This window comes from Pseudomonas fungipugnans, from assembly GCF_029955235.1.
Classification (GTDB): domain Bacteria; phylum Pseudomonadota; class Gammaproteobacteria; order Pseudomonadales; family Pseudomonadaceae; genus Aquipseudomonas; species Aquipseudomonas fungipugnans.
In genome coordinates this window covers 2,477,116-2,491,710 of the sequence record NZ_JARBWL010000001.1, presented here as the reverse complement: position 1 = coordinate 2,491,710, position 14,595 = coordinate 2,477,116, and the positions used below count along the sequence as shown (strand labels likewise).

General features: G+C 58.8%; 9 protein-coding genes. 6 read left to right on the top strand and 3 right to left on the bottom strand.

Going from position 1 to position 14,595, the window contains the following annotated elements; all coding sequences use genetic code 11:
- Positions 1 to 25 precede the first annotated feature (25 nt).
- Positions 26 to 973 (bottom strand): LysR family transcriptional regulator, encoded by a 948-nt coding sequence (locus POF45_RS10175; RefSeq protein ID WP_282315618.1) that lies wholly within the window; start codon positions 971 to 973, stop codon positions 26 to 28.
- A gap of 102 nt (positions 974 to 1,075) precedes the next feature.
- On the opposite strand from POF45_RS10175, the gene POF45_RS10170 reads away from it, so the two are divergent.
- From POF45_RS10170 to guaA, 4 genes are all read left to right on the top strand, one after another.
- Positions 1,076 to 1,843: a sulfite exporter TauE/SafE family protein gene (locus POF45_RS10170; protein WP_259496337.1), complete on the top strand. Its 768-nt coding sequence runs from the start codon at positions 1,076 to 1,078 to the stop codon at positions 1,841 to 1,843.
- A gap of 175 nt (positions 1,844 to 2,018) precedes the next feature.
- Positions 2,019 to 2,567, top strand: coding sequence for a sugar ABC transporter ATPase (locus POF45_RS10165; protein ID WP_259496336.1), 549 nt, complete (start codon positions 2,019 to 2,021; stop codon positions 2,565 to 2,567).
- Positions 2,568 to 2,750: 183 nt separating this feature from the next.
- Positions 2,751 to 4,220 carry an IMP dehydrogenase gene (guaB, locus tag POF45_RS10160; protein WP_201114639.1) on the top strand — a complete coding sequence of 490 codons (1,470 nt, stop codon included), beginning with the start codon at positions 2,751 to 2,753 and terminating at the stop codon, positions 4,218 to 4,220.
- 98 nt (positions 4,221 to 4,318) lie between these two features.
- Entirely contained in the window at positions 4,319 to 5,896 is a 1,578-nt protein-coding gene (guaA, locus tag POF45_RS10155) for a glutamine-hydrolyzing GMP synthase (protein ID WP_259496334.1), read from the top strand.
- A gap of 74 nt (positions 5,897 to 5,970) precedes the next feature.
- On the opposite strand, the gene POF45_RS10150 is transcribed toward guaA, so the two are convergent.
- The gene (locus POF45_RS10150; protein WP_282315617.1) at positions 5,971 to 10,269 is read right to left on the bottom strand and encodes a membrane-targeted effector domain-containing toxin; all 4,299 of its coding nucleotides are present in this window, start codon (positions 10,267 to 10,269) and stop codon (positions 5,971 to 5,973) included.
- Positions 10,270 to 10,404: 135 nt separating this feature from the next.
- On the bottom strand, positions 10,405 to 11,109 hold the full coding sequence (gene treR, locus POF45_RS10145) for a trehalose operon repressor (RefSeq protein ID WP_282315616.1): 705 nt from the start codon (positions 11,107 to 11,109) through the stop codon (positions 10,405 to 10,407).
- 237 nt (positions 11,110 to 11,346) lie between these two features.
- Between treR and treP the strand changes: the two genes are divergently transcribed.
- Together treP and treC are read left to right on the top strand one after the other, a co-directional pair.
- A complete protein-coding gene (gene treP, locus POF45_RS10140) occupies positions 11,347 to 12,789 on the top strand; it encodes a PTS system trehalose-specific EIIBC component (protein ID WP_282315615.1) in 1,443 nt (480 codons plus the stop codon).
- Positions 12,790 to 12,909: 120 nt separating this feature from the next.
- On the top strand, positions 12,910 to 14,559 hold the full coding sequence (gene treC, locus POF45_RS10135; protein ID WP_282315614.1) for an alpha,alpha-phosphotrehalase: 1,650 nt from the start codon (positions 12,910 to 12,912) through the stop codon (positions 14,557 to 14,559).
- Positions 14,560 to 14,595: the final 36 nt, after the last annotated feature.

The following is a 14,595-nucleotide window of genomic DNA, read 5'->3' as shown; positions in this document are numbered from 1 at the left end:
GCAGGCTTGTTCGTGAGGGGCCATGTCAGCCGATATCTTTATTGAATGACACACCGCTTTCGCGAGCAAGCCCGCTCCCAGAGGGATTTGTGCAGGTGTTGATGAAGTGTTGCACCAGCGCCGTTGGACTTTGACGGCAGGCGAGGGCCACGGTGCTCAGGCAATCCGGATCGGCCAGCGGCAGGAAATGGATGTCGGGTGGGGCAATGTCCTGCATCGATTCCGGCAGCAGGGCGATGCCAAATCCGGCCTGGATCAATTGCAGTTGCGTGGTTTTGCGTGACACCACCCGCGCCGCTTTTGGAAAGAAGCCCTGACGCATGCACAGCTCGGCAGACAGATAACTCAGGCCGCCGCGCTGCGGATGCGGGATGGAGATAAACGCCTCGTCCCGCAACTGCGCAAGCTCGATGCCACCAGCCGACTTATCCACAGCCAGTCGATGATTCGGCGGCACGGCCAGCAGCAAGCGCTCGCTATATAAAGGAACAATCTGTACGCCTTCACGCTGGCGCAGCACCGGCAGGCGCAACAGGCCGACATCGAGACGACCTTCAATCAACTCCTCAAGCTGTGCCTCTGAGGACAGTTTGACAACCTCCATGCTCGCGCCGGGCTGATGGTCCAGGTACTCGCTGATGGCCCGCAGCAGCCGACCGCTCATTGGCACGGTGCTGGAATGACTCAGGCGCAGGGTGCCAAGTTGACCGTTGCCGATTTGAGAGGCCATCTCGCTGGCCTTGATCAGTTCATTGAGCAGGTTTCTAGCCCGAGGCAGAAACGCTTCGCCAGCTGCCGTGAGCCTCGGTTGACGTGCAGTGCGCTGGAACAACGGTGTTTGCAGGCGTTGTTCCATGTCCTTGATTTGTCGGCTCAACGCCGATTGGGCCACGAACAGGCGTTCGGCCGCCGCACTGAAACTGCCGCATTCGGCAATTTCCACGAAATAACGCAACTGACGGGTAGAAAGCACGAGGCATGCCTTTTCGAGATGGGTAGACGACTTTTAAGATATTAGTCGCAACGCTCGACCCTGGCTAAAGTCATCTCAGGTATTCAAGGAACGCCCTGCAAAATGAATCTGCTTGAGTTGTTGCACCAATGGCCGTTCGGCGCGACGGATTGGCTGGTGATCGGGTTGGGCATCGTCCTGGCTTACATCGTGTTCGGCATTGCCGGGTTCGGCACGGCGCTGGTGGCAGGGCCGATTCTGCTTCTGTTCATGCCACTGTCGAAAATCGTGCCGTTGCTGGTGTTGCTGGATTTCGTCGCGGCGTTTGGCAATTTATTGCCGTCGCGGCGGGACGTGGCAAAACCCGAATTGCTGCGACTGCTGCCATGCATGGCGCTGGGTTGCACGCTGGGGGTGATTTTTCTGCTGAACCTCAAGTCCGATTTGTTGCTGCTATTGATGGGGCTGTTCATCAGCGCCTATGCGGTTTACAGCCTGTGGGTGAAAGCCCGTCCGACGCAGTTGGCCGCCGGTTGGGCGGTGCCAATGGGCATCGTCGGGGGGATGTTCGGGGCATTGTTTGGCAGTGGCGGCTTTTTATATGCGATCTACTTGAACAGCCGACTGCCCAAGGCGCCGGCCCGGGCCACCCAGAGCGCGTTGATCAGTTGCAGCACCGTGGTGCGTTTGAGCCTGTTTGCCATCGCGGGGGTGTATGCCGAGCTACCCTTGATAGTGCTGGCGGTGTGTTTGTTGCCGGCCATGGCGCTGGGGCTGTGGATCGGGCGGCGGTTGACCATGAGAATGTCCCGCGAGGCGTTTGTGCGGCTGGTGACCTGGCTGGTACTGGCGAGCGGGATTGCCTTGATCGGGCGGTACCTGAGTACTTGACCTGAGTGTGTCAGGGATTAAGCTGCCGGCCGTTCCGACGCCTTCGCGGGCAAGCCCGCTCCCACCCTTGACCGAGTTGTCCGGATGGACACGGTCCCCTGTGGGAGCGGGCTTGCCCGCGAAAGCGTCATCTGCCACAGCGCAGAATATCCCTTTGACGCAGCAGGCTTGCACCATGAATTCCCAAAGCATCATCGTCCCGAAAATTTCCACGCTGCCGGTCCACGAGCCCCGGGCCCGGGCGATCGTGCGCTGGCTGGTGCGCAAGAATATCGTCAAGGAAGAGCTCACCACCTGCGGGCGCACCGGCAATCGCATGGGCTACGCACTGGCCGACGGTGCCCGCGCCGTCGTGCTGCATCCCGAGGCGCTGCCGTTCGGCGAGCCGGTCAATGGCCTGGAAATCATCACCAAGCGCTGCATCTATACACCGGCCAAAGGTTTTCTGGGGGAGGCGGGCTGCGCCGAGTGCCGCAAGGAAGTCGGCGAGGCATTATTCGAAAGCCTGGAAGACTGGATGCCGGGGCGCACCGACAACTTCACCTGCCCGGAATGCGGGCACGAGGACGACATCAACGGCTTTCTGTTTTTGCAGGAGTGCGGGTTTTCCAACCTGGGGTTCATCTTCAACAACTGGCTGGAGGCGGGATTCAAGCAGAGCTTTCTCGACGAGTTTGCCGACTGGCTTGATCTGCCGGTGAGCTGGGTCAAGGTCGAACACTAAGCCTTGCGCAACAACGTAGGAGCTGCCGCAGGCTGCTCCTGTAAAAAGCCGCAAAGCTTGCGAATCTTCTCAGTAATCCCCGTATGTCAGTAATGCCAATAATAGACAGAGTTTTACATTGAGCCCGAGGGGGTGTCTGAGTATAATGGCGCGCTTCCATTTTCCCGCTCGGGAGCCCCCGCGATGCTGCGTATCAGCCAAGAAGCTCTGACATTCGACGACATTCTCCTCGTGCCCGGTTATTCCGAGGTGCTTCCTAACGAAGTCAGTCTCAAGACCCGCCTAACCCGTGGCATCGAGCTGAATATTCCTCTGGTTTCTGCCGCCATGGACACCGTTACTGAAGCCCGTCTGGCAATCGCCATGGCTCAGGAAGGTGGCATCGGCATCATCCACAAGAACATGACCATCGAGCAGCAAGCTGCCGAAGTGCGCAAGGTCAAGCGTTACGAAGCCGGCGTGGTCAAGGACCCGATCACCATCGAGGCTGACGCCACGGTTCGTGAACTGTTCGAACTGACCCGCATGCACAACATCTCCGGCGTTCCGGTACTGCACGATGGCGACCTGGTCGGCATCGTCACTTCCCGTGACGTGCGTTTCGAAAACCGCATGGACGTCTCCGTCCGTGAAGTGATGACGCCTAAAGAGCGTCTGGTCACGGTCAAGGAAGGCGCCGACAAGAACGACGTCCGCGAGCTGTTGCACAAACACCGTATCGAGCGCGTTCTGATCGTCGACGACAAATTCGCCCTCAAAGGCATGATGACCGTCAACGACATCGAAAAAGCCAAGGCTTACCCGCTGGCCAGCAAGGACGATCAAGGTCGTCTGCGCGTTGGCGCTGCCGTTGGCACCGGTAAAGACACCGGCGACCGCGTAGCCGCTCTGGTCAATGCCGGCGTGGACGTGGTGGTGGTCGACACCGCACACGGTCATTCCAAAGGCGTGATCGACCGCGTTCGCTGGGTCAAGCAGAACTTCCCTGAAGTGCAGGTCATCGGCGGCAACATTGCCACCGGCGCTGCCGCCAAGGCCCTGGCCGAAGCCGGCGCTGACGCCGTCAAGGTCGGTATCGGCCCTGGCTCGATCTGCACCACCCGCATCGTCGCCGGTGTCGGCGTCCCGCAAATCAGTGCCATCGCCAACGTCGCTGCTGCCCTTGAAGGCACTGGCGTTCCGTTGATCGCCGACGGCGGCATCCGTTTCTCCGGTGACCTGTCCAAGGCCATCGTTGCCGGTGCTTCCTGCGTGATGATGGGCTCGATGTTCGCCGGTACTGAAGAAGCGCCGGGCGAGATCGAACTGTTCCAGGGCCGTTCGTACAAGGCTTACCGTGGCATGGGGTCGCTGGGCGCCATGTCCCAGGCTCAAGGCTCCTCCGACCGTTACTTCCAGGACTCTTCGGCAGGCGCCGAGAAACTTGTACCTGAAGGTATCGAAGGCCGTGTTCCTTACAAGGGCACCCTGAGCGCCATCATCCATCAACTGATGGGCGGCCTGCGTTCCTCGATGGGCTACACCGGCAGTGCCGACATCGAAGAAATGCGCACCAAGCCTGAGTTCGTGCGGATCACCGGTGCCGGTATGGCCGAGTCCCACGTTCACGACGTGCAAATCACCAAAGAAGCGCCAAACTACCGCGTAGGTTGAGGCTTCAAGCAAAACGTTAAGTAACCGGGGCTGTTTTATTCAGCCCCGAGTTGTTTCTGAATCAAGACTGTTTCTGAATTACTAGACGAGACTGAATCATGGCCCTCGACATTCACGCCCACCGCATCCTGATCCTCGACTTCGGTTCCCAGTACACCCAGCTGATTGCCCGCCGCGTGCGTGAAATCGGCGTGTACTGCGAACTGCATCCGTTCGACATGGACGACGAAGCGATTCGCGAATTCGCTCCAAAAGGCGTCATTCTCGCCGGCGGTCCCGAGTCCGTGCACGAAGCCAACAGCCCTCGCTGCCCGCAAGCGGTGTTCGACCTGGGCGTACCGGTCTTCGGTATCTGCTACGGCATGCAAACCATGGCTGAACAGCTGGGTGGCAAGGTCGAAGGCTCCGAGCTGCGTGAGTTCGGTTATGCCCGCGTTGACGTAGTCGGCAAGAGCCGCCTGCTCGACGGCATCGAAGACCACATCGACGCTGACGGCCTGTTCGGCCTCGACGTCTGGATGAGCCACGGTGACAAGGTCACCAAGATGCCGGAAGACTTCCACATCCTGGCCAGCACCCCGAGCTGCCCGATCGCCGGTATGTTCAACGATGCTCGCGGCTACTACGGCGTGCAGTTCCACCCGGAAGTGACCCACACCAAACAGGGCGGTCGCATCCTGTCGCGTTTCATCCTCGACATCTGCGGTTGCGAAGCGCTGTGGACCCCGTCGAAGATCGCTGAAGACGCGATTGCCAACATCCGTGCCCAGGTGGGCACCGACAACGTACTGCTGGGCCTGTCCGGCGGTGTCGACTCCTCGGTGGTTGCGGCGCTGCTGCACAAGGCCATCGGCGATCAACTGACCTGCGTCTTCGTCGACAATGGCCTGCTGCGTCTGCACGAAGGCGAGCAAGTGATGGCCATGTTCGCCGAGAACATGGGCGTCAAGGTGATCCGCGCCAACGCCGAAGAGCAGTTCCTGAACAACCTGGCTGGCGAAAGCGACCCAGAGAAAAAACGCAAGATCATCGGCCGTACCTTTATCGACGTATTCGATGCCCAGTCCAACAAACTGGACAACATCAAGTACCTCGCCCAAGGCACCATCTACCCGGACGTGATCGAGTCGGCTGGCGCCAAAAGCGGCAAGGCTCATGTGATCAAGTCGCACCACAACGTGGGCGGCCTGCCGGAAGAAATGAACCTCAAGCTGGTTGAACCCCTGCGCGAGCTGTTCAAGGACGAAGTCCGTCGTCTGGGCCTGGAACTCGGCCTGCCGTACGACATGGTCTACCGTCATCCGTTCCCGGGCCCGGGCCTGGGCGTGCGGATCCTTGGTGAAGTGAAGAAGGAATACGCCGACCTGCTGCGTCGTGCCGACCACATCTTCATCGAAGAACTGCGCAAGGCCGACTGGTATCACAAAGTCAGCCAGGCCTTCGTGGTGTTCCAGCCGGTGAAATCGGTTGGCGTGGTCGGCGATGGCCGTCGTTACGCCTGGGTTGTCGCCCTGCGTGCCGTAGAAACCATCGATTTCATGACTGCGCGTTGGGCACACCTGCCTTACGAACTGCTGGAAACCGTTTCCGGTCGCATCATCAATGAAATCGAAGGCATCTCCCGCGTTACTTACGACGTGTCGAGCAAGCCGCCAGCGACCATCGAGTGGGAATAATTCCACACGTTGTCCGCTGCTGAATAAACAAAACCCCGGCCTGGTGCCGGGGTTTTGCGTTTTCGGGTCAGGGGTTATTCAGGGATGCGACCCAGGTTGGACATCCGATTGCTCAACGTTATGGCGCGGGACAGTTCGAAGAGGTTTGGGTAAGGCTGTTGATGGATTTCAAGCCAGGAAGGGCGATTGATGAAATAGCTTCCATCCGCCTGCCTTTGTATTGGGGTCGAGACAATCCCTTCTGTTCTGCTGCGGTGCCACAATGTGTTGGTCTCTCCGGAACGCTCGATGTAGAAATTGCCCGGGCTGGACAACAGCCGTTCCCGCTGCGCCGCCGTTCTGACAAACGGGGGCGTTTCCATCGGCAGGTACATGTCGGCATAAAAGGCATCGAAGTGACCACGGAAAACCGGGTCAGCGGGCGCAATTCTATGCACGTCGATCCCCGCATCCAGCATCACGCCTTGCCCATGACCTGGACCCGCTTCCTCGATTCGCAACCCGACGCCGCCGTTTCGTTCGCTCAAGCCTGCGACGTTTCTGAATGTGTTGGTGTTTTCTGGCACCGTGAGCGCAAGCCATTTTCCGGGGCGAGATGCCTGGTCAGCCTGAATGATCTGAGTGGCGAAGTAGTTGCTCAAGCGCTGCTGCTCGACACTTGGAAACCGGGGCGTCGAGAGGGTGTAGCTGGCCGCGCAATCAATTGCCTGAACGCGGATGCCATTCTGTTTAGCGCGCATCACCACCTCCAGATAGGTGAACGGCGGTTCCTGATCAGCGCTGATGATCTTCAGGTAGTTTTCCAGGTCGTTGGGCATGGCCCCTGCTCTGGACGCGAAATAAAAATCCAGATCAGCCTGGTTGAAATCGCTCAGCAGACGCGGCATGTACAGGGCCTCGACACCCTCGCGGGCGAACTGGGGCATGTTCTCGATCAGGAAGCGGTTGCTGGCAATGCGATCGGGACTTTCACCGATAACCAGTCCTTTGGCCTCACTGAAGACCTTTGTGATGAAGTCGACCGCAGTCGCGTTTTGCGTGGGCACACGTGGGCGTTCTGGCGAGCGTTTGAATTGCAAATCATCCGGGATTTTTTGCGAATCGATGCGCAACTTGCTTCGCAGTTCGGTCAACCTGCTGGTGTTGATGGTGGTGTCCGGGTCACTTTCGCCCGAAAGGGCATGTCCGCGCTGTCCTTCGGTCTTGAGCACCCAGTTTTTCATGTCGGGCCTGCGGCTCGGCGAGATTTCGTAAGGGAAGCCAAGCTCCGGCTGAATTTTATTGGGCGTCAAGGGCAGGCGAATGTGGGTGGAAGGTCCAGGTTTCGCAGGGGCGGGCGTTGCCAGTTCGGTGCTGTCCTCGGCCGGTATCCTGACCAGGCGCATGCCTCGGGCGATGAGGGCGTTGCGCAAGCCTTCCAGTGTTCTGAAGTGGCGCCCGTTGACCGTTTCCCAGTTGGCGTTATCGACCCGGTAGCCACCATTTTCCTTGTAGATGGGGGTTCGTATCAGTACGCCGTTTCGGTTGCGGCTCACCAATACCGGGACCTGTTCGTTCAGCAAAGTGAACATGCCATTTTCGGTCAGGAATCTGTCCGCCCAGCGCATGCTGCTGACAACCGCAGGCGTTTCCAGCTGCAGGCGCAGATCGCTCTGGAGCGCCAGCGCCGTGCCCTCATGTTCAATCGTCTTGCCGGGATCCGCTTCAATGCCACGCGCTTTTCCTGCGGGCACTTCCTCGATGCGCATTCCGACAGCACCTTCCAGCTCGCTGAGCCCGGCGACACTGTCCAGGGCGCTGGCGTCGCTCTCCCTGACCAGCGCCACCCATTGATGCGCGCCACGGGCGGCTTGATCGGCATCGATCACCGTACGGGCGAAGTAGTTTTTTATCTGTACATCGAGTGGATCTCTGATCACCGAGGGGCCTGCCTCTCGATAACTGGAGAGACAATCAATGGCCTGAACCCGAATGTGATTTTTCTGTGCGGTCTTCACCAACTCCAGGAACGTGAACTGGCCGCTGGGGTCAGCGCTTTCGACTTGATCAATTTCGTTGAGATAGCGCTCAAGTCTTTGCGACATATTGCCGGTCCTGGTGAACGAATCCAGATCGGCCTGCTGAAAGTCAGTGAGCACCTGTTGCAGGTACAACGTCCGGACCCTCAACTTGCTCAGCAGCGGCATGTTTTCGATCAGGAACTGTTTGCTCGCCATACTGCCCCGGCCTTCGCCGATCACCAGGCCCCGTGTGTCCTTGAGCAATCCCTTGAGGATCTCCTTGGGCGTCGCCAAGGTGCTGAACGTCGGGATTTTCGGACGTGCAGGCAACTGAATATCGGCAAAGAATGCGCTCGTGTCGGCCTGCAACTGGCGGTACCGGCGTAACGCTTCGACGCTGTCATCGATCCTGTTGAACATCGTCGTGCCATTGCCTGCCGTTCTGATCCCGGGCCTCGAGTTTTCAGGCATATCGTAGGGCGTGGGCGGGGTCTCGACCTGCGGCAGCGGTTCGGACGTCTGGCCCCAGAGTTTCAGGCCGAAGATCTTGCCACCCACGCCACCTTTCAGGCCCAGCGGCTTCACGGGCTCCCATTGCAGGTATTCGTTGAGGCGCACGGGAATGTTGCGATAGAACGACCACGGGTTGGCCGGGTCGATGATGACCCAGCATTTCATCTGCCCGACGTAACGGACCTGGTAGTAATACTGCTGGGTGCCGACCTGCATGAAGATGTACTTCTTGCCGGAAAGGGTTTCGATAATGCCTTGGGCCGCCCCGGTGCCCTCTCGGGTGGGTTCGGTAATCTCGTCCCTGAACGAGGTGAAATAGTCTTCCTGCTCCATCGATGGAAAGCGCTCGGGCACCAGTTCTTCGAGGGGCGGTGCGGCGATCGGCTCAAGCGGCGGTTTGCTGATTTTTTCCTCGGTGGCCAGCACCCCGTCGGCTTCAGTGAATTCCGGCACGCCGCCGCCCTTGAGGAACATGGCGTTGAACAGGGTATCGATGGCCGAAAAAATCGCGCCGGTGACTCCGGCCTTGCGCTCGGCGGCAGTTTTACCGGTCACCGCCTGATCAATGTTCAGGCCGACATTCGCCAGGCCTGCGCCAACCACCGCCAGTGCCACTGGCCAACCCACTGCCGCCAAAGGCCCGAACATGCGGCCGAAGGCATTGAGGTAACCCATCCAGAGTTTTTTTCGCAGCTCGCCATTGGAGGTCATCATGAACGTGGCGTCGCTGAGCATGCGCGCGTGGGTAGCGTCGCGCAGGTACGTGAAGGGGTCCTCCTTGATGAACGCCCCCTGATCCGCGAGCAACTGATGGTCGTTGTGTTTCCAGGCATTGAACAACAGGTCCAGCACGCTGTTGAGACCGACATTCTCAATGTGCGGCTCGCTCATGAATTTTGTCAGCGTATTGGCCATTGGCACGAGCGACAGCACCCACTGCTCTGTTTTATCAAGCTGCGCGGTGTCTTCCATGATGTCGTGATCGGCCGCCTGGAAGTGCGACAGAAAGCGTTGGCGCCCTGATGGGCTTTCCACGGTATGCAGAATCCACCAGTGCAGGTCTTCGACGCTTTCGAATACGTGAAAGCCCCACAACTCGCCGGGCACATAAACGATCTGCCGGTTATCGCCATCGACGATGCAGAGGATGTCGGTGGACACGAAGCTGCCGACGCACAGTCGGCGGATACGCAGGGTTTTCGAGGGCTGAAATTCAGCTTCAAGCATGTGCTGCGTGGCCGGCCAGCTGACGGTGCCCGCGCAGGCCTTGATCACCGTGCGCAAATGGTCGGCGGTCAGTCGCCCGGCTTCGTGATCTTCAACGGCTTTGGCCAGGAAGGTGCACTTGGCCAGGGCCCTGAAAGTTTTGCTTTGGGTGTTCCAGAATGCCTCGACCTGGTTTGTATAGTGCTCGACGAAGTTGTAGGCCCAGAAGGCCTTGAGCACGTCGCTGCCGAACAGCCGGACCTCATTGGTCTGGTCATAGGTCCCGACTTCCGGGCCTGCGGTATAGAAGCCGCAGTCGTTGTCGAGCATGTCGGCGTTGTCCTGGTCATGCACGGTGAAACGGGTGATCACCAGTTGTGTCAGCGTCATGGAGTCGTGGGGGTGTTCGATGTGTTCCCAGCCGGTGAAGGTCTGGTCGTTGCTCTGGGAGCCATGGAAGCGATGCCAGTACACCTGATCGGGTCCAGGCGTAGTGATGCCGTGGTCGGTGAGGATGCGTGTGGCGAAGCTGGTCGCCATGTCATACATGTCGGGACAGGCTTCGATCAGTGCCGGGACCAGCGCCTTGAGGGCCTTTGCGTCGGCGGCGTTGGGTAATTCAAGGGCGGGAGCGGAGGGGGGCGTTGCAAACATGTCTATCTTCCTTGACAGGGTGTTTTCACCCTTACTATCCCAAGGTAGACGCGATAAATCTGTAGGATCCGGCGCCGTTTATTGCAGGCTCCGGAGGGCCTGAAGCACGGAATAGAACCTTTGACCCTGTGCGAATCAGCGCCGAGCCACATCCGAAAAATAGAACTTGTCCAGCGTATGCCGCGACTCGGTGTACTCGAACTGGCGGCCATCCTGCAAAAACGTCTGGTTACTGACCACGATCACATGGCTCTGGCCGTCCAGGTCCAGAAGCAACTGGTCGTCCTTGCTTCGAGGCACTGCTTCGATGGTGCGCTGGGCGTAGGCGATTTGCAGTTGCAGGGTCTGTTCGATGAAGGCGTAGATCGATTGTTCGGCGATGTCTGGGGACAGGCCGGGAATCACATCGCTGACAAAGTGGTTGATGTCGAGGATCACCCGTTTGCCGTCGATGCGCCGCACCCGTTTGATTCGTGTGATCTGGCTGCCTTCCTCGGCCTTGATGTGCTCCAGCAGCGCACCCTCAAGCGGCATCTGAGCGAATTCGACCACCTCGGTACTGACGTCGTTGCCCAGCCGTGGATAGGTCTCCTGGAAGCTGACGATGCCGCCGAGCTGGAACTCGATCGGGTTGGTCGACAGCACGAAGGTGCCTTTGCCGTGGATTTTCTGCGCGAAGCCGCGTTCCTGCAACTGCTCGATGGCCTTGCGCACAGTGCCGCGACTGGCCTGATAGCTTTCCATCAATTCGGTTTCAGAAGGCAACCGGGCGCCGCGTTCCAGACGTTCGGTGGTAATGCTGGCAAGCAGATCGGTGTAGATCTGGTTGTATTTACTCATGGGGATGGCTCTATGCCGCGCTGTACTGAAGGCTTGGAACCTTAAGGGCAGGGTAGGGGTTTGTCCATGCGGCTTTGGGTTTCTTTGACTTGGGAGGTAGGAAATATCGTCGCCTGACGTGATCAGGATAAACAAAATCAAACTCGTCTGTACGAGTTGTTGCTTTAACTCGTACAGACGAGTACTTTTCGTTTCGGCGTGCTGCCAATAACAAAAAACGACAACGGAAGAACAAGCATGAGCCACGACTATCCGAATATCGCCAGCGAGCTGCTGCACAGCCTCGGTGGCAGCGACAACCTCGAACAGGCCGCGCACTGTGTCACGCGCTTGCGCCTGGCCCTCAAGGACCCGAGCCTGGTCAACAGCGCCACGCTGAACCAGATCGATCTGGTCAAGGGCTCGTTCTTCACCGGTGGTCTGTTCCAGGTGGTGATCGGCCCCGGCGAAGTGGAAAAGGTCTACGCCGAACTGCGCCGGCAAACCGGCCTGGCCGCGTCGACCATCGCCGACGTTAAACAAAAAAGCGCCGACAAGATAAACGCCATGCAGCGACTGGTGCGGGTGTTTTCCGATGTGTTCATGCCGATCCTGCCGGCGCTGATCATTGCTGGCCTGCTGATGGGCATCAACAACCTGATCGGCGCCAAAGGCATGTTCATCGAGGGCAAGACGCTGCTCGATGCTTACCCGGACCTCGACGGTATCTGGAGCCTGATCAACCTGATGGCCAATACGTCGTTTGTGTTCCTGCCGGCGTTGGTGGGCTGGTCGGCGGCCAAGCGTTTTGGCGGCAGCGAAATCCTCGGCATCGTGCTCGGCCTGATGCTGGTGCATCCCGACCTGCTCAACGCCTGGAACTACGGCAAAGCGGTGGCCGGGCTCGACGGTCAGAGCTTGCCGTACTTCGATATTTTCGGCTGGTTCAAGATCGAGAAGGTCGGTTATCAGGGCCAGATCCTGCCGATCCTGCTGGCAGCCTACGTCATGAGCGTGATCGAAAAATGGCTGCGGGCGCGAGTGCCGAATGCGGTGCAACTGCTGGTGGTGCCGATCACCACCATTGTTGTCACCGGCGTACTGGCGCTGGCCGTGATCGGCCCGGTCACCCGGCATCTGGGGATTCTCATCACCGAAGGCGTGGTCGCCTTGTTTGACTTGGCGCCAATGGTCGGCGGGGCCATCTTCGGACTGCTGTATGCGCCACTGGTGATCACCGGCATGCACCACATGTTCCTCGCCGTCGACTTGCAACTTATCTCCACTCAGGGCGGCACCTTTATCTGGCCGATGATCGTCATGTCCAATCTCGCCCAGGGCAGCGCGGCGCTCGCGGTGTTCTACACCACCCGCAACGTGCGGGACAAAAGCATGGCCTCGACTTCGGCGATTTCGGCGTATTTCGGCATCACCGAACCGGCGATGTTCGGGGTCAACCTGCGCTACAAATTTCCGTTTTATTGCGCGTTGATCGGCTCGGCGCTGGGCTGCATCTTCCTGTCGCTGAACAAGGTCCAGGCCTCGGCGATTGGCGTCGGTGGGCTGCCCGGTTTTATCTCGATCATTCCGCAGTTCATCCCGATGTTTGTGATCGGGATGATCATTGCCATGGTCGTGCCGTTTGTTTTGACCTGCGGGTTGAGCATGAAGATTGTCCGGCCTGGTTTTCGGGTTGCCTGACAGATCGCTATCGCGGGCAAGCCCGGCTCCCACAGTTGATTGCATTCCAAATTGTGGGAGCGAGCTTGCTCGCGATGAGGCCCTAAGGGGCGTTACAAAACTTACTGAAGGAATAACGCCATGCAAGACTGGCAACGTTCGGTGATCTACCAGATCTACCCGAAGAGTTTTCACAGCCACGCCGGCAACCCCACGGGTGATTTGCTCGGCGTCGTGGCCAAGCTCGACTACCTGCACTGGCTGGGCGTCGATTGCCTGTGGATTACACCGTTCCTGCGTTCGCCCCAGCGCGACAACGGTTACGACATCAGCGACTACTACGCCATCGACCCGAGCTACGGGACCATGGCTGACTGCGAACTGCTGATCGCCGAAGCCGGCAAGCGCGGGATCAAGTTGATGCTCGACATCGTGGTCAACCATACCTCGATTGAACACACCTGGTTCCAGCAGGCTCGCAGCAGCCTCGACAACCCGTACCGTGATTTCTATATCTGGCGCGACCAGCCGAACAATTGGGAATCCAAGTTCGGCGGTTCGGCCTGGGAGTACGAAGCCCAGACCGGTCAGTACTTCCTGCACCTGTTCGACCACACCCAGGCCGACCTGAACTGGGACAATCCGAAGGTGCGCGCCGAAGTCTTCAAAATGATGCGTTTCTGGCGCGACAAAGGCGTGGGTGGTTTCCGTCTGGACGTGATCAACCTGATCTCCAAACCGGCGGACTTTCCTGAGGACAACAGCGACGGTCGGCGCTTCTACACCGACGGCCCGAACGTCCACGATTACTTGCAGCAAATGCACCGCGAAGTGTTCGAAGGGCATGATCTGATCAACGTCGGCGAGATGTCCTCCACCAGCCTGGCGCACTGCATTCGCTATTCGCGGCCTGAATCGAAAGAGCTGTCGATGACCTTCAATTTCCATCACTTGAAGGTCGATTACCCAAACCTGCAAAAATGGGTTCGCGCCGATTTCGACTTCCTCGAACTCAAGCGCATCCTCTCTGACTGGCAAATCGGCATGCAGGCCGGTGGCGGCTGGAATGCACTGTTCTGGTGTAATCACGATCAGCCGCGAGTGGTCTCACGCTTTGGTCACGACGGTGAGCATCGAGTCGTGTCGGCGAAGATGCTCGGCACGGCGTTGCACTTCCTCCAGGGCACGCCGTTCGTGTATCAGGGCGAAGAGCTGGGCATGACCAATCCGGGTTTCGATCACATCGGCCAGTACCGCGATGTCGAGACCCTGAACATTCATCGACTCAAGCGCGAGGCCGGTGTGAGTGACGCCGATAACATGGCGGCGATCATGCAGAAGTCCCGTGACAACGGCCGTACGCCGATGCACTGGAATGCCGAGCGGAATGCCGGTTTCAGCGTGGCCGAACCGTGGATCGGTGTGCCGGCCAACGCTGCACGAATCAACGTTGCCAGCCAACTTGATGACCCTGATTCGGTGCTGCATCACTACCGGCAGTTGATCACTTTGCGCCGCCGTGAAGCCTTGATGTCCGACGGCGTGTACCGGCAGTTGCTGCCTGGGCATGCGCAAGTCTGGGCGTATGTGCGTGAAGGCCAGGGTGAGCGATTGCTGGTGCTGAACAACTTCTACGGCACCTCCTGTGAAGTTGAATTGCCGGCTGAGGTGATCAGCGAAGCAATGACGCAGCGCTTGGTGATCAGCAACTACCCGGACTCTGCGCCGCGCAATCGGCAGGTGTTTTTGCGGCCTTTTGAGTCGTTCGTCCTGCACCTGACCAACCACTAAAACATACCGATTCAAAAACACGCAGAACGCTGCGCG